The organism is Methylohalomonas lacus (genome assembly GCF_024808875.1).
Lineage (GTDB): Bacteria > Pseudomonadota > Gammaproteobacteria > Methylohalomonadales > Methylohalomonadaceae > Methylohalomonas > Methylohalomonas lacus.
Map to the genome: position 1 here is coordinate 80,022 of NZ_JANUCT010000003.1, position 23,163 is coordinate 103,184.

At 49.9% G+C, this 23,163-nt stretch carries 21 protein-coding genes; 14 read left to right on the forward strand and 7 right to left on the reverse strand.

Translation table 11 applies throughout. From position 1 onward, the window contains the following. The first annotated feature begins 25 nt into the window (after positions 1-25). Genes bamA through J2T55_RS02665 form a run of 11 tightly spaced genes read left to right on the forward strand, consistent with a single transcriptional unit; the run spans position 26 to position 13,613 of the window. Entirely contained in the window at positions 26-2,374 is a 2,349-nt protein-coding gene (bamA, locus tag J2T55_RS02615) for an outer membrane protein assembly factor BamA (RefSeq protein WP_259054068.1), read from the forward strand. A gap of 21 nt (positions 2,375-2,395) precedes the next feature. Then, the gene (locus J2T55_RS02620; protein ID WP_259054069.1) at positions 2,396-2,923 is read left to right on the forward strand and encodes an OmpH family outer membrane protein; all 528 of its coding nucleotides are present in this window, start codon (positions 2,396-2,398) and stop codon (positions 2,921-2,923) included. A 12-nt stretch (positions 2,924-2,935) separates the two neighbouring features. After that, on the forward strand, positions 2,936-3,958 hold the full coding sequence (gene lpxD / locus J2T55_RS02625) for a UDP-3-O-(3-hydroxymyristoyl)glucosamine N-acyltransferase (protein ID WP_259054070.1): 1,023 nt from the start codon (positions 2,936-2,938) through the stop codon (positions 3,956-3,958). 15 nt (positions 3,959-3,973) lie between these two features. Next, entirely contained in the window at positions 3,974-4,435 is a 462-nt protein-coding gene (gene fabZ, locus J2T55_RS02630) for a 3-hydroxyacyl-ACP dehydratase FabZ (RefSeq protein WP_259054071.1), read from the forward strand. Then, on the forward strand, positions 4,432-5,205 hold the full coding sequence (lpxA, locus tag J2T55_RS02635; protein WP_259054072.1) for an acyl-ACP--UDP-N-acetylglucosamine O-acyltransferase: 774 nt from the start codon (positions 4,432-4,434) through the stop codon (positions 5,203-5,205). Before fabZ ends, lpxA begins: the two co-directional genes overlap by 4 nt. Before the next feature lie 38 nt (positions 5,206-5,243). Beyond that, a complete protein-coding gene (gene lpxB, locus J2T55_RS02640) occupies positions 5,244-6,389 on the forward strand; it encodes a lipid-A-disaccharide synthase (RefSeq protein ID WP_259054073.1) in 1,146 nt (381 codons plus the stop codon). Then, positions 6,386-6,976, forward strand: a complete 591-nt coding sequence (rnhB, locus tag J2T55_RS02645) for a ribonuclease HII (RefSeq protein WP_259054074.1) — start codon at positions 6,386-6,388, stop codon at positions 6,974-6,976. The genes lpxB and rnhB overlap by 4 nt, the downstream gene beginning before the upstream one ends. 1 nt (position 6,977) lies before the next feature. Further along, on the forward strand, positions 6,978-10,448 hold the full coding sequence (gene dnaE / locus J2T55_RS02650) for a DNA polymerase III subunit alpha (protein WP_259054075.1): 3,471 nt from the start codon (positions 6,978-6,980) through the stop codon (positions 10,446-10,448). Between the two features lie 33 nt (positions 10,449-10,481). Further along, complete coding sequence (gene accA, locus J2T55_RS02655) at positions 10,482-11,435, forward strand: acetyl-CoA carboxylase carboxyl transferase subunit alpha (protein WP_259054076.1); 954 nt, start codon at positions 10,482-10,484, stop codon at positions 11,433-11,435. Positions 11,436-11,486: 51 nt separating this feature from the next. Further along, positions 11,487-12,866, forward strand: coding sequence for a tRNA lysidine(34) synthetase TilS (gene tilS / locus J2T55_RS02660; RefSeq protein ID WP_259054078.1), 1,380 nt, complete (start codon positions 11,487-11,489; stop codon positions 12,864-12,866). Between the two features lie 3 nt (positions 12,867-12,869). Beyond that, the gene (locus J2T55_RS02665; protein ID WP_259054079.1) at positions 12,870-13,613 is read left to right on the forward strand and encodes a hypothetical protein; all 744 of its coding nucleotides are present in this window, start codon (positions 12,870-12,872) and stop codon (positions 13,611-13,613) included. A gap of 24 nt (positions 13,614-13,637) precedes the next feature. Here J2T55_RS02665 and J2T55_RS02670 read toward each other — a convergent pair whose 3' ends face one another. From J2T55_RS02670 to J2T55_RS02695, 6 genes are all read right to left on the reverse strand, one after another. After that, positions 13,638-14,153: a hypothetical protein gene (locus J2T55_RS02670; RefSeq protein ID WP_259054080.1), complete on the reverse strand. Its 516-nt coding sequence runs from the start codon at positions 14,151-14,153 to the stop codon at positions 13,638-13,640. Between the two features lie 33 nt (positions 14,154-14,186). After that, a complete protein-coding gene (locus J2T55_RS02675; RefSeq protein ID WP_259054081.1) occupies positions 14,187-14,795 on the reverse strand; it encodes a hypothetical protein in 609 nt (202 codons plus the stop codon). 15 nt (positions 14,796-14,810) lie between these two features. After that, the gene (locus J2T55_RS02680) at positions 14,811-15,605 is read right to left on the reverse strand and encodes a MotA/TolQ/ExbB proton channel family protein (protein ID WP_259054082.1); all 795 of its coding nucleotides are present in this window, start codon (positions 15,603-15,605) and stop codon (positions 14,811-14,813) included. A 43-nt stretch (positions 15,606-15,648) separates the two neighbouring features. Next, positions 15,649-16,230: a L,D-transpeptidase family protein gene (locus tag J2T55_RS02685; RefSeq protein WP_259054083.1), complete on the reverse strand. Its 582-nt coding sequence runs from the start codon at positions 16,228-16,230 to the stop codon at positions 15,649-15,651. A gap of 103 nt (positions 16,231-16,333) precedes the next feature. Continuing rightward, a complete protein-coding gene (locus J2T55_RS02690) occupies positions 16,334-17,140 on the reverse strand; it encodes an ABC transporter permease (protein WP_259054084.1) in 807 nt (268 codons plus the stop codon). Continuing rightward, complete coding sequence (locus tag J2T55_RS02695; RefSeq protein ID WP_259054085.1) at positions 17,137-18,066, reverse strand: ABC transporter ATP-binding protein; 930 nt, start codon at positions 18,064-18,066, stop codon at positions 17,137-17,139. The genes J2T55_RS02690 and J2T55_RS02695 overlap by 4 nt, the downstream gene beginning before the upstream one ends. A gap of 156 nt (positions 18,067-18,222) precedes the next feature. On the opposite strand from J2T55_RS02695, the gene J2T55_RS02700 reads away from it, so the two are divergent. The 3 genes from J2T55_RS02700 (at position 18,223) to J2T55_RS02710 (ending at position 21,703) form a co-directional block, all read left to right on the forward strand. After that, on the forward strand, positions 18,223-19,731 hold the full coding sequence (locus J2T55_RS02700; protein WP_259054086.1) for a sensor histidine kinase: 1,509 nt from the start codon (positions 18,223-18,225) through the stop codon (positions 19,729-19,731). An 8-nt stretch (positions 19,732-19,739) separates the two neighbouring features. Further along, a complete protein-coding gene (locus J2T55_RS02705; RefSeq protein ID WP_259054087.1) occupies positions 19,740-21,176 on the forward strand; it encodes a sigma-54-dependent transcriptional regulator in 1,437 nt (478 codons plus the stop codon). Between the two features lie 110 nt (positions 21,177-21,286). Then, positions 21,287-21,703, forward strand: a complete 417-nt coding sequence (locus J2T55_RS02710) for an SRPBCC family protein (protein WP_259054088.1) — start codon at positions 21,287-21,289, stop codon at positions 21,701-21,703. 114 nt (positions 21,704-21,817) lie between these two features. On the opposite strand, the gene J2T55_RS02715 is transcribed toward J2T55_RS02710, so the two are convergent. Next, a complete protein-coding gene (locus J2T55_RS02715; protein WP_259054090.1) occupies positions 21,818-23,152 on the reverse strand; it encodes an NAD(P)/FAD-dependent oxidoreductase in 1,335 nt (444 codons plus the stop codon). Between the last annotated feature and the right edge of the window lie 11 nt (positions 23,153-23,163).

Here is a 23,163-nt window from a genome sequence, read left to right on the forward strand (position 1 = left end):
ACACGACAAGTAATATAAAGACAGTATGCAGACCCCTATCAAGCAAGTATTGTGGTTTTTATTGGCTTTTATCCTGTTTCAGAACGGTATTCAGGCCGCAGAAGAATTCACAATCGAAGACATTCGTGTCGAAGGACTTGAACGTATCACTCCGGGTACGGTATTCAACTACCTGCCTGTGAAGGTAGGTGACCGCTTCGATGACGCCTTGTCCGGACAGGCCGTACGATCGCTGTTCCAGACCGGGTTCTTCAATGACGTCAAGCTCGAGCGTGACGGCAACGTGCTGGTTGTCCAGCTGGAAGAACGACCAGCCATTGGCAGTATCGAGGTTAACGGCAACGAGGCTATTGATTCCGAGGATCTCATGACCGGGCTGCGTCAGGTCGGGTTTGCCGAGGGCCGTGTTTTCGATCAGGCGTTGCTGGAGCAGGTCCAGCAGGAGCTGCGTCGTCAGTATTTTTCGCGTGGCAAATACGCCGTCAAAATCAACACGGATGTTACAGAGTTGAATAATAACCGTGTTGGTATAACCATCGATATTTCCGAGGGTAGAACGGCCCGGATCAAGGATATCAACATCGTCGGTAATGAATCCTTTGATACCGATGATCTGCTGGACGAGTTCAATCTGACCACAGAGACGTGGTTTTCCTTTATTACCAGTTCCGATCAGTATTCGCGTCAGAAGCTGGGCGCTGACCTGGAAACATTGCGTTCATACTACCTCGACCGGGGCTATGTGAATTTCAATGTCGATTCGACCCAGGTATCGATAACGCCAGACAAAAAGGACATTTATATAACGATAAACATTAGTGAAGGCGAACAGCATAAAATCAATGAGATTAAGCTGGCCGGCGAACTGATTCTTCCAAAAGAAGAACTGGTGGAGCAAATCACCATTTATCGTGATGATATCTTCTCACGCAAGGAGATAACAGCAACCAGCGAAAATCTTACTGATGCGCTGGGAGATGAAGGCTATGCCTTCGCCAATGTTAATGCGATACCCGATATCGATAAGGAAAATAAAGTTGTTGACCTCACTTTCTTTATAGATCCAGGCAAGCGTGTTTATGTGCGGCGTATCAATTTCTCTGGCAATCAGAAAACTCGTGACGAGGTTCTGCGGCGGGAAATGCGTCAGCAGGAAGGCGGCTGGGTATCGACCAAACAAGTTGAACGTGGCCGTGTTCGACTGCAGCGTCTGGGTTATTTCCGTACAGTCAATGTCGAAACGCCGGCTGTTCCCGGAACCGTTGATCAGGTAGATGTCAATTACGAGGTTGAGGAAATGCCCTCGGGCAACCTGATGGCGGGTATCGGTTTCTCACAGAACCAGGGCCTGATATTCCAGACCAGCGTAACCCAAGATAATTTTCTGGGCAGCGGCAAGCGGATTTCATTCAGCTTCAATAACAGTGAAGTTAACCGGCGATTCGGCTTTGGTTACACGAACCCCTATTACACGATTGATGGTATCAGTCGAGGCTTTAATGCTTTTTACCAGGAAACCGATGCTTTTCAGGCCAACCTGACCCAGTACGATTCAACCATCTGGGGCGGCAGTGTCAATTTCGGGATTCCGATCAGTGAGTTCAACACACTGAATTTTGACTTCGGTTATGAAAATACCGAAATCGAAACAAACCAGCGACTTGGTTCCAGTATTGTTACAGACTTTCTGGAAGGTAACGAAGGCCGTTTTGATATATGGCGTGCGGGAACCAGTTTTACGTATGATTCCCGGAATAAGGCCATATTACCGGATTCCGGCACACTACAGCGTATTCGCGCCGAGGTATCGGTGCCGTTGATTGGGGAGTCACTGGAATTCTACAAACTCGATTATCGTTCGGAATATTTCTTCCCGTTGATCGAGGATTATATTCTGAATATCAGTACTCAGGTCGGTTATGGCGATGGTTACGGGGGTACTGAGGAGTTGCCATTTTTTGAAAACTTCTTTGCCGGTGGCCCACGTTCCGTAAGAGGTTATGAGGAAAATACCCTGGGCCCGAAGGATGTGACAAGTTTTGGTAGAAATCGTCCAATTGGCGGTAAGCTGAAATTGGTCGCTGGTGCTGAAGTGATATTGCCGGTGCCTTTTTTCAAGGATAACGAGTCGGTAAGAATATCCGGTTTCTTCGATGCAGGTAATGTATATGGTCCGAACCCGAATGACCCAAACTATGATCCGGATAATCCGAGTTATGACGTCAAACTGAGCGAGTTGCGCTATTCAACGGGTCTGAGCGGCATATGGATATCGCCATTTGGCGTGGTCAGTGTCAGTCTGGCGGTTCCGATCGGCGATAAAGAGGGTGATGACACCCAGCCATTCCAGTTCACATTTGGTACATCTTTTTAATTAATTTGGAGTTGTCTCTTGATGAAATCGATTACAGCTAGTTTCTTTATCGCAGTAGTGCTGATGTTATCAGCACCTGTGGTATCCAGTCAGGAGGTCAAGATAGGTGCTGTCAACGCGGTACGTATCCTGGAAAATTCTCCTCAGGCAAAAGCCGCACGCGAAAAGATACAGCGCGAATTTGCGCCGCGTGATCGCGAGCTTGTTGAAGATCAGAAGCGGCTCAAGGAAATGGAAGACAGACTATCCAAGGATGGCGCCATTATGAGTGAAGCTGAACGCTCGGAACTGGAGCGCAAAATTGTTCAGCTTAAACGTGACATGAAACGGAGTCAGGATGAATTTCGTGACGATCTGAACTTCCGGCGTAACGAGGAATTTGGGGAAATACAGAAATCGATTCTCCAGGCCATACAGACTGTTGCCAAGGATATGGGCTACGACATCGTCCTGGGTGAAGGCGTCATATATGCCAGTAAAAAGGTCGATATAAGTGATCAGGTTATCGAGTACCTGCGGAAGCAGCATGAGTCCGGAGGCGGTCAGTAAGTACCGTATATTATGCCTTATAAACTGGGCGATATAGCAGAGCATCTTAATGCCGAATTGCGCGGTGACCCTGAATGTCTGATCAGTGAGTTATCTACGCTCGCGGAAGCGACGCCCAGTTGTCTGAGCTTCCTGTCGAATCGTCGCTATATCAAGCAACTGGAGTCTACACAAGCTGCTGCAGTAATTCTGGATAATAAAAATGCCAACAAATGTCCCGCTCATGCACTTGTTGTAGATAATCCCTATCTCGGCTATGCGCTTGCAGCCCAGCTATTGTATCCGCTTACTGATATAAAGCCTGGTATCCATAGTACTTCGTCGATTGCCGAGACCGCCAGAATTGATGCCAATAGCCAGATTAATGCGCACGCCGTTGTGCAGGAGGGTGCCGTAATTGGCACTGGTGTTTTTATAGCCTCCGGTTGTGTGATTGGCAGTAATGTTGTCATTGGCGATAACACGCGATTACTCGAGAATACGGTTGTTTGCCATCATGTTGTGATCGGGAAGAATGTATTAATTCATCCGGGCGTCGTTATTGGCGCTGATGGTTTTGGCCTTGCCGAACAGAATGATGGCAGCTGGATAAAGATTCCACAGATTGGCAGTGTGATCGTTGAGGACGATGTTGAAATAGGGGCTAATACGACGATTGACCGTGGTGCTCTTGGAGATACCTATATAGGCAGGGGCGTGAAAATTGATAACCAGGTTCAGATTGGACACAACGTCACTATTGGTGAATTTACTGCCATAGCCGGCTGCACCGGAATTGCTGGTAGTTCCAGACTGGGTAAGCGGTGTCGTATTGGTGGAGGGTGCGGTATAAGTGGCCATCTGGAAATCACGGATGATGTAATACTCACTGGAATGTCTGCTGTTAATAATTCCATAATACAATCAGGTATTTATTCATCACCGCTCTCAGCAACAGACAATAAGACCTGGCGCAAGAATGTAGCTCGATTTCATCGACTGGATGAATCCTTTAAAAAAATTCGCGATGAAATCAGCGAAATAAAAAATGGCTGAGCTTGCGCCTATATAATGGTAAATGAAATGAATTCATTAGATATAGATAAGATAAAGGCCTGCCTGCCGCACAGGTATCCATTTTTGCTGATTGATAAAGTTCTGGACTATGATCCACATAAATCATTGACAGCTATAAAAAATGTCACGGTTAATGAGCCTTTTTTTCAGGGACATTTTCCTAATAAGCCGGTTATGCCAGGTGTGTTAATTATAGAGGCAATGGCGCAAGCTACCGGTCTTCTGGGGTGTATCAGCGCAGAGAACGATAGGGCGGATGACTCGCTTTATTATCTTGTTGCTGTTGATAACGCACGATTCAGGCATCCCGTGGAGCCTGGAGACCAGTTGGTCATTAATGTTGATTTTGAAAAAGCACGCCGAGGTATCTGGTGCTTCAAGGTTAAGGCAACTGTTGATAAAGAAGTGGTTGCGTCTGCCGATTTAATGACAACAAAGAAGGACCCGACTTCTTGATTCACGCAACTGCGATTATTGATCCTGCAGCGCAGATTGATGAATCTGCAGATATAGGACCATATAGTGTCATTGGATCCGAAGTAGAGATTGGCGCTGATACAGTTGTTGGTTCGCATGTAACCATAACAGGTCCTACAAGGATCGGTCGGAACAACCAGATTTATCAATTCTGCTCAATTGGTGAATGTCCTCAGGATAAAAAATTTTCTGGTGAAAAAGAATCATCTCTGGTTATAGGGGACGGTAATGTCATTCGTGAATATTGCTCGCTCAATCGCGGAACCGCCCAGGGTGGTGGGACTACCCGGATAGGAAATTACAACTGGATAATGGCCTATGTACATGTGGCTCATGATTGTATTGTTGGCAACCACAATACGCTCGCTAACAATGCTACATTGGCTGGACATGTAATAATTGATGATTATGTAACATTAGGTGGTTTTACTGGTATTCATCAATTTTGTCATATTGGCAGTTATAGTTTTATGGCTATATCGTCAGTTATTGTTAAGGATGTTCCACCTTATTTAATGGTGGCCGGGAATACCGCCAGACCCTGTGGTTTGAACAAGGAAGGTCTTAAAAGACATGGTTTTACTGTGGACACCATAAATGCGATAAAAAAGGCATATAAAATTTTGTATCGCGATGGCCTGATGTTGAATCAGGCCATGGAAAAACTTACTGAACTTGCTATCGATTTCGATGAAGTCAGTAGATTTGTCGAATTTATACGTAATTCAAAACGCGGTGTTGTCCGCTAATCAATACTTGTAAAAATTCTACTGATAAATGCAAAACCATGTTGCGCGTTGGATTGGTTGTAGGAGAGCCATCAGGAGATGAGCTGGCTGCTGGTCTGGTCAAAGCGCTGCAGAAGTTACATGGGCAAGTAAAAGTAGAAGGCATACTCGGCCCCCGGCTAGCAGAACTTGGCGGGAAAATCATTTTCCCCATGGACGCTCTTTCTATTATGGGGCTTGCAGAAGTCGCCTCCCATTATCTTGAATTGGTGAGTGTTCGAAACAGATTAAAGCATTATTTTTTAAGAAACCCCCCAGATGTTTTTATTGGCATTGATGCTCCAGACTTTAATTTAAAACTTGAATATGAGCTTCGCCAGTCAGGTATAAAAACGGTTCATTATGTCAGCCCCAGTGTCTGGGCATGGCGCTCCGGCCGTGTTAAGACAGTTGCTGAATCAGCGGACCTGTTATTAACACTTTTCCCTTTCGAAGAAAAATTTTATCGCGGCGAGCAGATAAGAACGATCTGTGTCGGGCATCCATTAGCTGATGCCATACCTCTTCAGCCATCTACCGAGGAAAGACGAAACGAACTCGGCTTGCCAGCTGATAAAACGATAATTGCACTAATGCCGGGCAGCCGCCGAGCTGAAATGGATCGACATATTGTCCCGTTTATATTGACAGCTTCTGAGTGTTTCGCACGAGATAAAAATTTACATTTTGTAACAAGTCTTATCAATGAGGACATGCTAAGCCAGTTTCGAGAGACTGTGGAAAGATATGCACCAGGCTTGCCTGTCACTAGTTTTATCGGTATATCACGCAAGGTCCTTGAAAGCTGCGACCTGGCTTTATTGGCTTCGGGAACAATTACACTGGAGACAATGCTTCTAAAAAAGCCAATGGTGATTGGCTATAAAATGTCGACAATAAGTTATTACCTGCTTCGGTGGTTAATATCATCAAAATGGGTCGGTCTTCCGAATATCCTTGCTCAGGAAAACCTTGTTCCTGAGTATTTCCAGTATGACGTCAATCCTGAAGTCCTTGTGCCTGCTCTCAAGCATTGGATATTTGACAAAAATGCTGCGGATAACCTGCGCTCAAAATTTTATAATATGCATGTTGAAATGAGGCGTGATACCAACAAAATTGCTGCAAATGCAGTACTGGAACTCTGTGAGAACAACCTGACATGAACCACCTTATTTTGACAGCAGACAAGCTTATAGCGGGTGTCGACGAAGTAGGCAGGGGGCCTTTGGCGGGACCCGTTGTCGCAGCTGCAGTCATCCTGGATCCAGAACGCTCTATACCCGGGCTGACTGATTCCAAGAAATTAAGTAATAAAAAGAGAGAGTATTTCGCACTGCAGATCCAGGAAAATGCTTATGCAATAGGTATTGGTAGTGCGGATGTGCATGAAATAGATAAAGTCAATATTCTTCAGGCTACCTTTCTGGCCATGCAACGGGCTATTTCAGATCTTGGCTGTTCCCCAGGTCGTGTTCTCGTTGATGGCAACCAGTGTCCTGAATTATCTTGTACTGTTGAAGCAATTATCAATGGTGATTGCCTTGAGCCGGCTATTAGTGCGGCTTCTATTATTGCGAAAGTGCATCGTGATAATTTAATGTATGATTTTGACAAGGAATTCCCGGATTATGGGTTTGCCGGTAATAAAGGCTACCCTACAAGGGAGCATATAAATGCATTGAATGCCTTAGGTCCTACCCGCATTCATAGGCGCAGTTTCAAGCCTGTCGCCAATTGTCTGGGTCAATAGCATGTCGGATTCATTTGTACATCTTCATGTCCACAGCGAGTATTCCATAGCAGATAGTCTGCTTCGTGTACGGGAGACAGTAAATAGGGCAGCTGAATTAGGCATGCCGGCAATAGCCCTTACAGAATTGCATAACTTATTTTCTGTCGTAAAATTCTACCGCGCGGCCGAAGAGGCTGGTATTAAGCCAATAATTGGTGCCGAGATTACGGTCGCTGATGAGGCCAGTTCGGCGCCTCGTGGACGCATGGTCATGCTTTGCCAGGATATCCATGGTTATCATAATCTATGCCATTTAATAACCGAATCCTATGTCAATGGCCAGATTAATGGTGTCCCCACGGTCAATATATCCTGGCTAAATGATTATAATGATGGTCTGATTGCTTTATGCAGTGCACGACATGGTGACGTAACTTCTGCTCTTCGCCATGGGAATATAGAATATGCTAAAGAATCAATAAATTATTGGAAGAGTCTGTTTTCTGACCGTTATGTGATCGAGGCCGTCCGAGGCAACCGTGAAGACGATATCCTGGTTGATCAGACTCTGCGTTTGACACAAGAGTATGATGTCCCTGTTATAGCCAGCAATGATGTCCGCTTCATGCATCGTGATGATTATGATGCTCATGAAGTTAGAGTATGTATACAGCAGGGACGCAGTCTGACTGATCCAAGAAGAATCCGCGAATATACTGAATCTCAATACCTTCGCAGCTCACATGAGATGCGTGAATTATTCTCGGATTATCCTGAAATCCTGGACAATACACTTAGAATTGCCGAGCGTTGCAATCTTATTCTGGATCTGGATAAGCCAAACATGCCGGACTACCCGGTGCCGGCTGGTTATGATCAGGATTCACTTCTGGTTGAAGAAGCTTATAACGGTTTGCGCGAACGAGTCATTGCGCGCGCTCAATTACGACATGGTGAAGTTGACGAAGCACAATATCAGTCGCGCCTACAAAGGGAATTGGATGTTATTACTTCAATGGGGTTTTCAGGCTATTTTCTGATTGTTTCTGATTTTATTAGGTGGGCCAAGTCAGAAAACATACCTGTTGGCCCAGGCCGTGGCTCGGGTGCCGGCTCTCTCGTTGCTTATGCACTGGGCATTACAGCGCTTGATCCCCTGGATTACGATCTTCTTTTTGAGAGATTTCTTAACCCTGAACGCGTGTCTCTTCCAGATTTTGATATCGACTTCTGCATGGAGAGACGTGATGAAGTTATCGCATACGTTGCCAAACGCTATGGACGTAATCAAGTATCACAGATCATAACCTATGGCAGTATGGCAGCAAAAGCGGTTGTTCGTGACGTTGGCAGAGCACTAGGTCATGCCTATGGTTTCGTAGATCAGATTGCGAAATTGATACCTTTCGAAATTGGTATGACATTGGACAAAGCGCTCCAGGAAGAGCCGTCCTTGAAAGAGCGCTATGATTCTGAAGAAGACGTCACGATATTGATAGATCTTGCCTGTAAGTTGGAAGGTCTGTGTAGAAATGCGGGTCGTCATGCTGGAGGCGTTGTTATAGCACCCAAGCCTCTTATCGAGTATATGCCTTTATATGCAGAGCAGGGTAGCGAGAGTACCGTTACCCAGTTTGATATGGGCGATGTTGAAGCTATTGGGCTTGTTAAGTTCGATTTTCTTGGTCTCAGGACACTAACCATTATTGAATGGGCCGTACGCGATATAAATGCGCGCCGTTCAGCTGATGGTGAAGAGCTTCTGGATATTACAACTATTCCATTAGATGATAAGCAGGCATTCAAGCTTGTACAACGAACGGATACCATGGCAGTTTTTCAGCTTGAATCAGAAGGAATGAGAAAGCTGATCAAGCGACTTCAGCCAGATAGTTTCGAAGATATGGTAGCTCTGGTAGCTCTATTCAGACCTGGACCACTACAATCCGGCATGGTGGACGATTTTGTCGACCGCAAGCATGGGCGTTCTAAAATTCATTATCCTCACCCGGCGCTTGAACCAATATTAAAACCTACTTATGGCGTTATCCTGTATCAGGAGCAGGTGATGCAAATTGCCCAAACATTAGCCGGTTATACTTTGGGCGCAGCAGATCTTTTACGCCGTGCTATGGGCAAGAAGAAGCCGGAGGAGATGGCGAAACAGCGTGATATCTTTGTTAGTGGTTCTATAGCTAATAATGTTGATAAAGACACGGCTGTTTATATTTTTGATTTGATGGAAAAATTTGCAGGATACGGCTTCAATAAATCACATTCTGCTGCTTATGCTTTAGTTGCATACCAGACTGCCTGGTTAAAAGCGCACTATCCGGCTGCTTTTATGGCGGCGGTACTTTCTTCTGATATGGACAATACCGATAAGGTAGTTCAGTTGCGTGAAGAATTGCGCCGGATGAATTTGGATCTGTTACCCCCTAATGTCAACCAAAGTCTATATGAATTCAGTGTTTCAGACGATAACTCTGTCAGATATGGTCTGGGCGCTGTTAGAGGTGTCGGACGTAATGCGGTTGAGGCCATTATAGATGAACGTAAAAATGGTTTCTTTTCTGATCTTTTTGATTTTTGCAGACGTTGTGATTCAAGGAAAGTAAATAGGCGTGTGCTTGAAGCCCTGGTTCGTTGCGGTGCGCTGGATGATTTTGGCCACCATAGAAGTTCCTTGATGGCCAGTCTGGATAAGGCCTTGCATTATGCGGAACAGTCAATAACCAATGATCGTCTTGGCCAAAATGATTTGTTTGGTCTTGGCTCTGATAAAAACCCTGATGCAGAAACAAATACTATTATTGAAATGCCCGAATGGGCGGATGATGAGCGCCTGCAAAATGAAAAAGATACTCTGGGGTTTTATCTCCATGGTCATCCAATAATTAAATATGAAACTGAATTATCACAGTTTATATCCAACAGACTTGATGCAATACAGCCTGGTGACACTATGGTTGTTATTGCCGGTTATATTGCAAGTATTCGTATACGAAATGGTAGAAGAGGACGAATGGCAGAAGTTCGGTTAGACGACCGTTCCGCCACGGTCCCGGTTACTGTTTACAACGAGGCATATCAGAACTATCGCAATCTTCTTATCAAGGATAATCTTGTAATTATTCGTGGCAAGGTTGAACGTGACGAATTTTATGAAATAGGATATACAGTTACTGTTAATGAGGTTCTCACTCTAGATAGCCTTAGATCAGAACGTGCCACATTATTATTGACGATAAGTTCGAATTCTGATGGTAAGGCCTTGCTTCAACCACTCAAGGAATTACTTGCAAGTTACAGGGATGAAGGCAGCCCTGTAATTATCGATTATCATAATGGACAGGCACGTGCACGCCTGAAACTGGGTGATAACTGGCGTGTTCGACCAGAGAATGAACTCATTGACAGGTTACATTCATTCCTGGGCACGGATAATGTTAGAATCTGTTATGGCAATCTCAAAGATCAATATAACTAATTGATTTTAAATAATTATTAATCTGGTGAATGTATGAATTTTCTGGAATTTGAACGCCCTATCGCCGAGCTTGAGGCCAAGATAGAAGAGTTACGCCATGTAGGTAATGACAAGGAAATTAATATTAATGAGGAAATCAGCCGCCTGCAAAAGCGTAGTAGTGAACTGACACAATCCATATTTTCGTCGCTAACGCCATGGCAAATCTCACAAGTAGCCAGACATCCTCAAAGACCGTATACCCTGGATTATATTGAAAGACTCTTTACTGACTTTGAAGAATTACATGGTGATCGCTCTTATGCAGATGATGCTGCTCTGGTTTGTGGTATTGCCAGGCTTGATGACAGACCGGTAGTTATCATAGGTCATCAGAAAGGACGTGATACCAAAGAAAAGTTATTACGCAATTTTGGAATGCCGAGACCGGAAGGTTATCGTAAAGCCCTGCGAGTCTTTAAATTAGCCGAACGTTTTTCCTTGCCAGTACTAACATTCATTGACACACCCGGTGCGTATCCCGGAATTGGTGCCGAAGAGCGTGGTCAGAGTGAAGCTATAGCACGTAATCTTCTGACCATGTCCGAGTTACGTGTTCCCATTATTACTACGGTCATTGGTGAGGGGGGATCAGGAGGTGCGCTTGCTATTGGTGTAAATGACCGCCTTCTAATGCTTGAATATAGTACATATTCAGTTATATCGCCCGAGGGTTGTGCCTCGATCCTCTGGAAAAGTCCTGATAAGGCTAGCGATGCAGCGGATGCTTTAGGTGTAACTGCTACCCGTCTGAATGAACTACAGTTGACAGATGAAATTATTACTGAGCCCCTGGGTGGTGCGCATCGTGACCATGATTCAATTGCCAAGCGTATAAAGACTTCCATTGCCAAACACCTTCAGGATGTAGAGAACCTGGGTACTGAAAAGATGATTGACTCACGTCATAAGCGTTTGCGTAATATGGGTTTTTTCGAGGAACATTGACAGCTAACAGCTTGATTTTCATTCAGGCTTCTGAAAAATTACGGTATTTTCTTGGCCACGAAAGAGTTCAGCGTAGAGTCATTGTCTAATGTCATATCGCAATATGATTATGCCAATGATTATGTTGTTGCTTATAGTGGTGGACTGGACTCACATGTTTTGCTGCATGCATTAAGTGTCCTGGCTCAAAATGAAAATATAACGGTTACTGCTGTTCATGTTAATCATGGTTGGTCTCCAAATTCAGCCAATTGGGTTCGCCATTGTGGTCTCGTATGCAAAAATCTGAAAATCCCACTGAATGTTATTTCTGTAGATGCCAAGTCAGGTCCCGGAGCCAGCCCTGAGGCCTACGCCAGAGATGTTCGTTATTCTGTACTGGCAGAATATCTCAAGTGCATGCAAGCACTTGTTACAGCTCATCATCTTGATGACCAGGCTGAGACATTTTTACTGCAATTATTACGTGGAGCCGGTCTTCGTGGTTTGTCATCCATGCCGGCGTGTCAGGTTTTCTCTGTTGGTTGGCTGATACGCCCTTTACTTGAGTTTAGTCGTGAATCCTTGCACGAATACGCTCTCGTTCATGATCTGAAATGGATAGAGGATGAAAGCAATTCTGATACGGACCTTGACCGAAATTACCTGCGACATACAGTTATACCCCTGATACTCGACCGTTGGCCTTCAGCGCATTCGACGCTATCCAGGGCCGCTTCCCATGCAGCCAACACGTCAGCAATGGCTGATATGCTGGCACGACAGGATCGAATAAAGGCGATGAGTTGCAGGGATACCAGCCTGTCTGTACCAGTTCTTAAATCCCTGGATACATTGCGACGATATAACTTGCTGCGTACATGGATCCGGGATAACGGCTATAGCGTGCCGTCAACAAAAGTACTTGAGTGCCTGGGCGGTGAATTGCTTGATGCCGCCGGGGACAGTATGCCTTTAGTTGAGTGGCCTGGTGCACAGATTCGACGTTTTCAACAGAGGATCTATCTATTGCCACCATTGCCATCGGAACCCGGCAGCATGTTATTGCCATGTTCTTTAACGGCATCAACAGATTTGCCTATAGGTAAATTGCAGATTCGCACTTCTCATGGTCAAGGTTTAAGTATCAAGCGCTGTACGAATGAGCCGTTAATTATACGGTTTCGTAATGGTGGCGAATCCCTACGCCCCGTCAGACGGCACAGAACGATTGCATTGAAAAAAATACTGCAAGACTCATGTGTGCCACCGTGGTTGCGTAATTTTGTACCATTGATTTGTTCTGGTGATACGATCGTAGCTGTTGCTGGTATTGCTATTCATGAGGATTGGCAAACAACTGCGGGGGAGGTTGGCTATCAGCCAATCTGGGAAATTCCGACTGCATTTTCCGAGGCCATGCCCAGGAATCTATTTGAACCTAGAGAATGATTGATGAAATTGAGTAACCTACTACGCTATCTTAAGCGTAGCCAGAAGAGTTCCACTGCTGATTTGAATACGGCCAACAATACGGTTGATTCCAATAACCGCGCGCTGGAATGGCTAGGCAAGGAATTTCTTGATAGACAGAAATTTTATGAAAAATGGTCTGCGCGTGAAAACTGGCTTGTGTACGACGAGGGTTTGTGCCTGTTATTGGGCCGTGATCCGGAAGACAAGGCACTAGGACAGGATGCTGACTTTGTCGAACAGCGCAATATTTTTTGGGATCATCTCCAACGCTGTGTAAGTCAGCGTGTTCCACCAGTACTGAGTAATCCGGCGGCTGAAAGTAATGCATGGAGGGTTGAGCCCGTAGAGCTTTATCGTTGGGCTGTAGCAGCGAGGGTGCCCATGCCTGCTGAGCTGGAGGAAATTCTGTCATTCATAAGTTCGACAGTACCCGCTCGATCAGCAGCACAGCCAGAAGTTGTAGTCAATGATGAATCAATTGATAACAGTGAATTAATGGCGCGGGAACAGGTGCTGAGTATCATGCTGAGCCTGAGTCTTCAGGCACAACATAATGCAACACAGGCCAGTCCGGATAAAATGCGTGAACATATCTTGAATGATTTGTATGCATGCTCTAGGCGCTACTTCAATAGCGATGAACCACCACTGAGTCGACCAGCGCTACACGACCTGATTGACCGTAGCCTCGAGCATGCTGGTCTTATTCATATGGCCAGCTGAAAGAGCCGAACATATATGATGACCTTATTTTTCAGGAAACAATGGATCAGGTAAATCGTAAAATTCGATAGGGTTTTTTGTTGAGACGCCAGCCTTGGAGGTATCCTGCATGTCAGCTTCCATGGAACCTTCCGTGAGTTCACCCAGTTGCGGGATATCCTTTTTCAGCTTTGCATTGGCTTTTATAACAGCTTCATGCAGCATGTCTGAATAGGGCAATTTATATGCGCGCGGGGCGCCATAGGATGTGAGGTCATCAATCCTGGTGACCCACAGATAGATATTACCCTCATCACCGCTGGTTTTGTCAGGTTGCTCGACGTGTACAGCTATAAGCTTGAAACGCTCAGGCAGTTTCTGCATTGTCGGCCAGCCCAATAACGGCGGAAATGAGATATAGGAAATGATGTAGAAGGCAGTTGTTATGATAATTGCACCGGCCTTTACTCGCCATGACCAGTTAGAGTAGAGATTGATGCTAAGCAGTAAAAGCGCAATCAGAACATAAGCTGTAACAAGTCCGGCTATCCCCAGAGTCACGTCAAAATCTCCTTGATATCATCCATATAATTTTTATTTGCCCACAGAGACCAACTGTTTGGGCAGAAAGTTGATGCCACCGACCTTGCCGTCACGGTCGATTCTGAAGCGTAAAGCGGTTTTTTCGTCGCCTTCTTCTTCCAGTCTGACTGTATCGTAATAAACAACTTCAAGCGCCGGATTTACCTTGGCCAGATTAACATTAACATCGACGGCCTTGTTGCTTTCTGATTTGTAATAGTGCAGGTTCACGACATATTCTCCCTTGACCACGCCGCGGAGAGTAACTACTTCCTGATTTAGCGGGTTCTCCACCTCTTTACCTGCAACTTCAATGGTATCGTTTGCCATGCCCCGGTCATCCCGGTCCAGGTGCAAAAGTCCGACTTCAGAATTGCGAAAATACAATACCCTGCCGTCAGGATCCTCTACCCATACGTCTATATCATCAGGACTGAAGTCCTTCCAGGTGATTGTAAGTATGTACTCTGCCTTGGGATCAATGATGCCTGATTTTGCCTCCGGGTTCATAAACATTATGGCGACCAGAAACAGGAATGTGAAACCAAGCAGGGCATTGAATAGGAGGTCTACGAAAGGATCAACCGTGCCGCGACCGATTTTTCTGGAGACAATCTTCATGATTCTATTGAGTCGTCATGCCTGACTCAGTGCGGGCTTCAGTCGGACCTCAGAGATATGTTGCATGGCTTCAAGCATCTGATCGGAACTGCGATCCAGCATATAATATTGGGCTGCTGCCAGCATACTGGCTGACAGGCCGGCCATGGTCGTATATAGCGCCGTGCCCATGCCCGAACTCATCAACTGCAGGATTTTCTGCATGGTCGTTACATCAAAATCGGATATATTGGCCACGGAACCCAGCATCATGATAAAACCGACAATTGTGCCCAAAAGGCCCAGCTTAAGCATGATGTCAGTGGCAAACCAGCCGATTTCCTGCGGTCCTTTCAGTTTAGCAGCATATACCTCGATTAGATCACGGCTTGCATTGTTATCTTCATTATTGATGCTGGTGCGATGTTGATGTTGCAAAACAAGGTCATGTAAATAACGGCCCATTAGGCTGTTCGGCACATAACCATAGCCACTCAGGCGTGCCCTGTTATCTTCCACATCGAGCCGCACGTCCGGGTTTTCATAAATATAGTGACTGATGTTATGAACCTGGTTGGATTCATAGGAGAGCTTGCCTATACGCATGGCGCAGTGGCCAGTGACAAGAATATATATGAGTGTGATTGCAATTGATATATGACTGCGATCAGTCTCGTATAGTTGCGATAGTATGTTTTCCTGCCAGCCTACATATAACGCAAAAAGGAGCACACCGGTAAAGACGAGCCAGGAGAGCAGTAAGTGGTGCTGTCCGGCTTCCATTGCCTTGTTTACTTCTGTGTCTTGAATATATTTACTGACACTGCTCATCTGCAGGTTCCCCCGGATCCACGTTATGTTGATGATCTAAGGATCATTCTTTGATGACGATAGGAGTGCCAATCGTCACGTACTGACGCAACTCGATGATTTCATCGTTGGTTAATGCGATACAACCGGCTGTCCAGTTCTCCCGGGCATGGATCGCGCGCTTTTCATCGTTCATCTCACCGATGCCATGGATGCCGATTTGACCACCCAGAGCGGTATCCTGCGGCGGTTTCTGATTGTTTTTGACTGCCGTAGTTATTTCATGGAATTCAGAGGCATCGATCAATTCATTCTTGTAACCGTACCAGGCGTCAAGAAGATTCGGATAATCAATCTGCATGAAGAAATGAAAGCGGCTGTCATCCTTGAAATCCACCACGCGGTATACACCGATGGGCGTTTTCCTGTCACCTTGTACACGTTTCGTCCCCTGGCCACCACGGCCGGTAGCCGCACGATAGCGCTTGATAACGCTGTTCTCGTGTTTGACCACGAGTTCGGAACGGGATTTGTCGATTTCTATGCTGTATTCGCCAGACGTCGCATGAGCGGCACCGGCAATCTGCTGCGCCAGTGCCGGTGACGACAGTATCAAGAGCAGGTATAGGATTATTAACAGGCGCATGGTTCTATTGGATTTTGGCCGGGTCAATAACGGTGGTATGAGATGGTTAGTGATTATTAGCAAAAATATACACACTGGGCAATCTTGTCCATGCGCTTGTCCTCTATTGCCGCCGGCAGCTGAGTATGCTGGCCAGACTTTCCATGACGGGGGCCTGGGTGAAACGCAGGCAGGCGACGAACAGTGCCGCAATAATACAGCCGATTTGTATGAAAATGCCCTGGACAATACTGAATTCCGGCGCCAGCGCACCCGCTTCATTGCTGATAAGTGCATGCTTCAACAAATCGACACCATAGGTGAACGGGTTGATGAGGGTAATACTTTTTAACCATAAGGGCAGGTGCTCCAGCGGATAGAGTGCGCCGCTGAGGAAAAACACCGGAAAAATAATGAAATTCATGATGACGGCAAAATTATCCAGGCTTTTGCTGAATACCGCGATCAACATGCCAAAGGCGGCACACAGCAGGGCGGTCAGCACCAGGCCCAGCGCGAGCAGGGCAAACTGGATGGGCAGGCTGAGATAGCCCAGTATGGCCAGTATCGCCAGTAGCAGTAATACCTGCACCAGGCCGGCAATGGCGGCACTTACCGTGCGTGCAAGAATGATCCAGTAATGCGAAAAAGGCGCTATGACAAGCATGCGCATGACGCCGGATTCCTTGTCATAGACCAGTGACAGCGATGCCAGCATGGCACCGAACAGTAACACCATGCACAGCAAACCGGGCACCAGAAACTGCTGGTAGTCACCACTGCCGTGTTGTTCCAGCATCGCGCCGACACCGCCGCCGATGACCAGTAGCCAGATGAGCGGCCGAATCATGGCGCTCAGCAGTCGGCCGCGCTGGCGCAACATGCGGGTCAGTTCACGGCCGATAATGGCGCGCGTGGCACGTGCGATCATGCGGCTTCCCCCTTGCCAGTCGGCTGATTGCGCCAGATGTAGACATCATTCAGATCCGGTTTGCGCAGTTGCAGGGCCCGTACCTCGTGCTGCAGGCGTTGTTGCAAGGCGCCAAATTGAAAATCCTCGTCCTGGATGGCAAATAGCAGCCGCTCATCTTCCTGTACCGGGGTGCCGAGCTCGCTACTGAGCTGTTCTATATAGTAGTCTGGCTGGTCTGTTTCTATCTCCAGGATGTAATGGCCAAGCGCGCGGATCAGGTCACTGGGTTGGCCCTGACCGATAAGCTGGCCGTGACGCAGGAAGGCGACTTCGTCGCAGCCCTCGGCTTCCTCCAGGTAATGGGTGGTCAGCAACACGCTCATGCCGTGTTCCTGGCGCAGCCGGCTGATGAACCGCCAGATGGCGCGGCGGTTGATGATATCGAGACCGATGGTCGGTTCATCCAGAAACAATACCCGCGGGCGGTGCAGAACGCCGCGGGCGATATCCAGGGCACGGCGCATACCGCCGGACAGCGCAGCCACCCGTACCTCGCGTTTACTTTCCAGATCGAACAGGTCCAGCAGTTCAGCCAGCCGCTGTTCCACGGTGGTCGCGTCGAGCCCGTACAGTGCCCCGGCGAAATGCAGGTTCTCCGCCACTGTCAGGCTGCGATCGAGAGCTGATTCCTGAAATACCAGGCCGATGCAGGCGCGTGCCTGAACCGGCTGCTTCAGCACATCGTAGCCGGCAACCCGTATGCTGCCGACAGTTGGCCGTGCCAGTGTGCTCAGCATATGGATCGTTGTGGTCTTGCCGGAGCCGTTCGGGCCCAGCAGACCAAAAAAGCTGCCGTCGGCCACGTTCAGTGTCAGTTCATTCACGGCGCGGACGTCACCGTACTGCTTGGTCAGGCCGCGGCATTCGATTGCGGACGCTTGCATGGTCTAGGCTGGAATCCGGTTATTGTTCTTTAGTCTCAGTCTAACGCCGACCCGTCGTGCATCACAATGCAGCGGGATTGCGGCAGGCCGCGATGGAAAGGTTGATTCGAACATGGTCTATATCAACCACCCGACTGATTGGTTATACTCGCGATCATGATATCCCTGCGCCCGAAATCCCTGAAAAATCTTCTTTTTATTCATGAAGTTGCCTTTTTGATCCTGGTGCTGGTCACGGGCCTGATCGGTGGCCTGTCGGCCTACTTCTGGCAACAGACGTCATCCGAGTCCGTGCGCCTCAACAACCTTGCCGCACTGAACGAACAGGTACGCAGTGACCTGTTTCGCCAGATTCAGACCATGATTCGTGCGCGTTTGCTCGAGGAGCAACAGGCCGTCAAGCGTTACGCCGACTATTCGCGCCGCATCGATGACATGTTCAATCAAATGCACGCACTCACGGAAGTCGAGCGCGAACGTGGTGCGATCGACGACCTGCGTGACAGTTACCGGGTGCTGCAAAAGGACATGAACAATATATTTCGCGATCCGTACATGACCCAGGCGGCCGGCATCAACATGATCGATCCGCGTTTCGCCGAGCAGATGGTCGGCCAGTATGAACAGGAATACAAGGCTTTCAAGCAACTGCTCGATCAGCTGCAGGCGGAGAACGATGCCACGGTGGACCGCTGGACGCAGCTGGCGCGCATCTTCATCCCGGTGGCCCTGATACTGGTGATTGCCTTGCTGTTTTACACCCGCTACAGCCTGAAACACGGTTTCCGTGTACCGATGCAGCACATCATGTCCGGTGCCGATACCATCAGCCACGGCAAGCTCGACCACGAGATTCCCGAGCAGGGCGTGCAGGAAGTCTCCGACCTGGCTCGTGCCATCAACCGCATGGCCCGCGACCTGGCTGCCAGCCGTGATGCGCTGGTACAAAGCGAGAAACAGGCCGCGCTTGGCGCACTGGTGCCGGTGGTGGCACACAATATCCGTAATCCGCTGGCCAGCATTCGCGCCACGGCCCAGGTGCTCGATGGCAGCGAAACCGCCGAGGAATTGCACGAAAGCAAGCAGGCCATTATCGACACGATCGACCGGCTCGGTCGCTGGGTCAGTGCGCTGGTCAGTTACCTGCACCCGCTGGAGCCGCATTATCGCCGCGTTTATATGAGCGAGCTGGTCGCCGGGGCACTGGGGCCATTGAAGCCGAAACTGGAGGAAAAGGGACTCGAGCTCGAGCAGTTCGACTGGGACCAGGACCGTGAGCTGTCTGCGGATCCGGACCTGATGGAGCAGGCCATCTACAGTCTGCTGTCCAACGCGATCGAGGCATCGCCGGCCGGCGGCAGCTTGACCCTGGGCTTGGAGGCGCTCGACAGCAGCGGCCAGGTCCGGCTGAGAATCCGTGACAGTGGTCCGGGCATGCCGTTCTCTCCGCAGCCCGGCAATCTCGCCCCCGGCCCCAGCACCAAGCGTTTCGGCACCGGCCTGGGTATTCCGATCGCCTACAAGATTTGCCAGTCTCACGGCTGGGAGTTGCGTTTCAATATCGAGACAGACACCGGTACCGAAGTCACGATTACCGCCAGTACGGCCGTGGTCAGTGATGCGGACACGAGTGGCGAAGACGATTCACCCACACAGGAAAGCTGAACAATACCATGGCCGAAAATACCGCCAGCGCGACGAGCAGCGAGGTCCCGGTACAAAAGACCGATATTCTCATCGTTGAGGATGAAGCCGTGCTGGCCAAGGCGGTATCCAAACGGCTCAACCGCAATGGCTACCAGACCCGCATCGCTGGCGACCTGAAAAGTGCTTACAGGTACTTCAAGGAGCAGACACCGGACATGATCCTGCTCGACATGCGCCTGCCGGACGGCTCCGGGCTGGATTTCCTTGCCGACCTGCGCGAACAGCAGCAGTCACAGGTTCCGGTACTGGTGATGTCGGCCTACGGCGAGCTCGAGGACGCGGTTGCAGCGATGAAGCTGGGGGCGGCCGATTACCTGAAAAAGCCGGTGGATCTCGACGAGCTGGTGCTGAACGTTGAAAAGGTAATGGAAAAGGCCACGCTTAGCCGCAAGCTCGACTACTCGGCGACGCGCGAGCGCCACGCCAGTGCCGAATCGGTTCAGTTCCTGGGCGAATGCGAGGCGCTCAAGCAGGTTCAGGAGCAAATCCAGCGTATTGCCGAGCTGACCCGCCAGCAGACCGATGCACCGCCGCCGACCGTGCTGATCCTGGGCGAGACCGGCACCGGCAAGGATGTGCTTGCGCGGTTGCTGCATGACCACAGCGCGCGCCAGGAACAGCCCTTCGTACAGGTAGACTGTGCCTCGTTGCCGAAGGACCTGATCGAGGCGGAACTGTTCGGCCACGAAAAGGGCGCTTTTACCAGTGCCCACAGTGCGCGGACCGGCCTGATCGAGGCGGCCGAGGACGGCGTGCTGTTTCTCGACGAGATCGGCGAAATCCCGCTGGATCTGCAGTCGAAACTGCTGGCGGTGCTGGAACGCCGGGTGGTCCGGCGTGTCGGCACCACCCAGGAACGGCCGGTAGATGCCTGGTTCATTGCCGCCACCAATCGCGATATCGATCGGCTCGTCGAGCAGGGTGAATTCCGTTCCGACCTGTACTATCGGCTTAACGTGCTCAGCGTGCGATTGCCACCGCTGCGTGAACGCGGTGACGATATATTGCTGCTGGCACGCCATTATGCCGATCGCACGGCGAAGCGTTACGGGCTCGGTCAGGTGCAGTTCAGCAAGGATGCCGAGCAGGCGATGCAGGACTACAACTGGCCCGGCAATATCCGCGAACTGCGCCATATCATCGAGCGCGCAGTGCTGTTGTCGGCGGGTGGCGAGATCAGCCGTGCCGGCCTCGGTCTCAACGCCAGCGAGCGACCCCCGGAACCGACTACGGACAGTAGTGAAGCGCTGTCGGCAGATACGACGCTGGAAGAGGCGGAATACAATCTCATCAAGCAGGCGCTGGAACGCACCGAAGGCAACGTTTCACAGGCTGCCCGCGAACTCGGCATTACCCGCATGGCCTTGCGCTATCGTATGAAAAAACACGGCTTCGATAGTTGAGGCGCTATACTTCAGGCAAGGCAGAAATATAAAGACAGACCAGCGTGCCGCTGCCTGATTGAGTTTTAAAGGGTCTGCCGGCACGCCTGGCGAGACAGGGGAGACAGGCTATGGCGAAAGTCAGCATGCAGACCGAGCTGGATGTGCCGGCGCAACAGGTCTGGGACCTGGTCGGCCGCTTCAATGCGTTGCCGGACTGGCATCCGGCTATCGAACACAGTGAACTCGATAACGGCGGCCAGGTACGCAAGCTGAGCCTGGTTGGTGGCGGCACGATCGTCGAGCAGCTCGAACAGGTCAACGACAACGAGCACCTGTATACCTATTCGATCCTCGACAGCCCGCTGCCGGTCAGCAATTACACCGCCAGCATCCGCGTGCGCCAGGACGCCAGCGGCAACGGTACGATCATTGAATGGTCGAGTTCCTTCCAGCCCGCCGGTGCGCCGGAAAACGAGGCGGTAAAGATCATCGAGGACATCTACCAGGCTGGCTTTGACAACCTGAAGCGGATTTTCGGTATGTAATGGCGCGGCGCAAGCGCCGCGCCCGTATCTCGTTATTCGTGAAGCGTATCTCGTGGGGCGGGCCGGGCTTGACTGTCCTGGCGGTCAAGCCTCGTTGAATAACGAGATACGAGATTAATGCAGTTTCATGCGCGGCTTGGCACGGCGCGTCAGCACATTGGCGATGGTGGTCATGATCACGCGGGCGGCGCCGTGCAGGGCCAGCTGGTGCATCTTGTACAGTGAGAAATACATCAGCCGCGCCATCAGACCCTCGATCACGACACTGCCTGTCCATTTGCGCGTGATGCCGCCCATGAGGTTACCTACCGCGGTGTAACGGCTGAGATTGATCAACGAGCCGTAATCAACATAGGTGTATTTCAGCGGCGGTTCATTCTGCAGCCGCCGGCGGATGGTCTTCACCAGGGTGGCGGCCTGCTGGTGCGCGGCCTGGGCGCGCGGCGGAACGAACTCGCCGTCATCCTGCGGGCAGGCGGCACAATCGCCGATGGCGAAAATATTCTCGTCGCGGGTGGTCTGCAGGGTCCGCTCGACCGCCAGCTGGTTGACACGATTGGTCTCCAGACCATCGATTTCGGCAAGGAACTGGGGTGCCTTGATGCCGGCGGCCCAGACCTTGATCTCGGCCGGTATGAAATGGCCGCTCTCGGTATGAAAGCCCTCCGCCGTTGCCTTGACGATGCGTTCGCTGGTCAGGACATCGACGCCGAGTTTGTGCAGCTGGTTGGTGACCTGGTCGGTCAGCCGTTCCGGCAGCGCCGGCAGGACCCGTTCGGCGGCCTCGAGTATCGATATCTGGATATCCTCGTCCGGGTTTACGCCGTCAAGGCCAAACGTGGCCAACTGGTGGGTGGCGTCGTGCAGCTCGGCGGCCAGTTCCACGCCGGTCGCGCCGGCACCGGCGATGGCGATGCCGAGCTGGCCGGGACGCAGATCCGTGGTGCGCGTGTGGGCCTTATAGAAACAGCGCAGCAGGTGCTGGTGGAAGGCATCGGCCTGATTGCGGCGATCGATGAAATGGCAGTGCTCGCGCACGCCTTCGACGCCGAAATCGTTAGTTTCGCTGCCGACGGCGAAAACCAGCGTGTCATAGTGGAACTCGCGGCTGGGAATGAAGACGTTGCCATCCTCATCCAGCGTCGGTTCGGTGGAGACGACGCGCCGTTCGCGGTCCAGATCCCCGACCCGGCCAAGCCGGAAGTAGAAATGATGCCAGTGCGCCTGCGCCAGGTAACTGAGCTCGTCCTCGTAGGAATTCATCGTGCCGGCAGCCACCTCGTGCAGCAATGGCTTCCAGAGATGGGTCAGGGCGGCATCGATTAGCGTGATATCGGCCTGCTGCTTGCGGCCCAGCTTGTCGCCCAGCTTGGTGGCGAGTTCCAAGCCGCCGGCACCGCCGCCGACGATAACGATTTGATGACGTTTGCTGCGTTCCGGGTTGCTCATGCGCGAAGTGC

Coding starts and splice junctions, on each gene's coding strand:
- bamA (WP_259054068.1), top strand. CDS start 26: ATGCAGACCCCTATCAAGCAAGTATTGTGGTTTTTATTGGCTTTTATC.
- J2T55_RS02620 (WP_259054069.1), top strand. CDS start 2,396: ATGAAATCGATTACAGCTAGTTTCTTTATCGCAGTAGTGCTGATGTTA.
- lpxD (WP_259054070.1), top strand. CDS start 2,936: ATGCCTTATAAACTGGGCGATATAGCAGAGCATCTTAATGCCGAATTG.
- fabZ (WP_259054071.1), top strand. CDS start 3,974: ATGGTAAATGAAATGAATTCATTAGATATAGATAAGATAAAGGCCTGC.
- lpxB (WP_259054073.1), top strand. CDS start 5,244: ATGTTGCGCGTTGGATTGGTTGTAGGAGAGCCATCAGGAGATGAGCTG.
- rnhB (WP_259054074.1), top strand. CDS start 6,386: ATGAACCACCTTATTTTGACAGCAGACAAGCTTATAGCGGGTGTCGAC.
- dnaE (WP_259054075.1), top strand. CDS start 6,978: ATGTCGGATTCATTTGTACATCTTCATGTCCACAGCGAGTATTCCATA.
- accA (WP_259054076.1), top strand. CDS start 10,482: ATGAATTTTCTGGAATTTGAACGCCCTATCGCCGAGCTTGAGGCCAAG.
- J2T55_RS02665 (WP_259054079.1), top strand. CDS start 12,870: ATGAAATTGAGTAACCTACTACGCTATCTTAAGCGTAGCCAGAAGAGT.
- J2T55_RS02675 (WP_259054081.1), bottom strand. CDS start 14,795: ATGAAGATTGTCTCCAGAAAAATCGGTCGCGGCACGGTTGATCCTTTC.
- J2T55_RS02680 (WP_259054082.1), bottom strand. CDS start 15,605: ATGAGCAGTGTCAGTAAATATATTCAAGACACAGAAGTAAACAAGGCA.
- J2T55_RS02685 (WP_259054083.1), bottom strand. CDS start 16,230: ATGCGCCTGTTAATAATCCTATACCTGCTCTTGATACTGTCGTCACCG.
- J2T55_RS02690 (WP_259054084.1), bottom strand. CDS start 17,140: ATGATCGCACGTGCCACGCGCGCCATTATCGGCCGTGAACTGACCCGC.
- J2T55_RS02695 (WP_259054085.1), bottom strand. CDS start 18,066: ATGCAAGCGTCCGCAATCGAATGCCGCGGCCTGACCAAGCAGTACGGT.
- J2T55_RS02700 (WP_259054086.1), top strand. CDS start 18,223: ATGATATCCCTGCGCCCGAAATCCCTGAAAAATCTTCTTTTTATTCAT.
- J2T55_RS02705 (WP_259054087.1), top strand. CDS start 19,740: ATGGCCGAAAATACCGCCAGCGCGACGAGCAGCGAGGTCCCGGTACAA.
- J2T55_RS02710 (WP_259054088.1), top strand. CDS start 21,287: ATGGCGAAAGTCAGCATGCAGACCGAGCTGGATGTGCCGGCGCAACAG.
- J2T55_RS02715 (WP_259054090.1), bottom strand. CDS start 23,152: ATGAGCAACCCGGAACGCAGCAAACGTCATCAAATCGTTATCGTCGGC.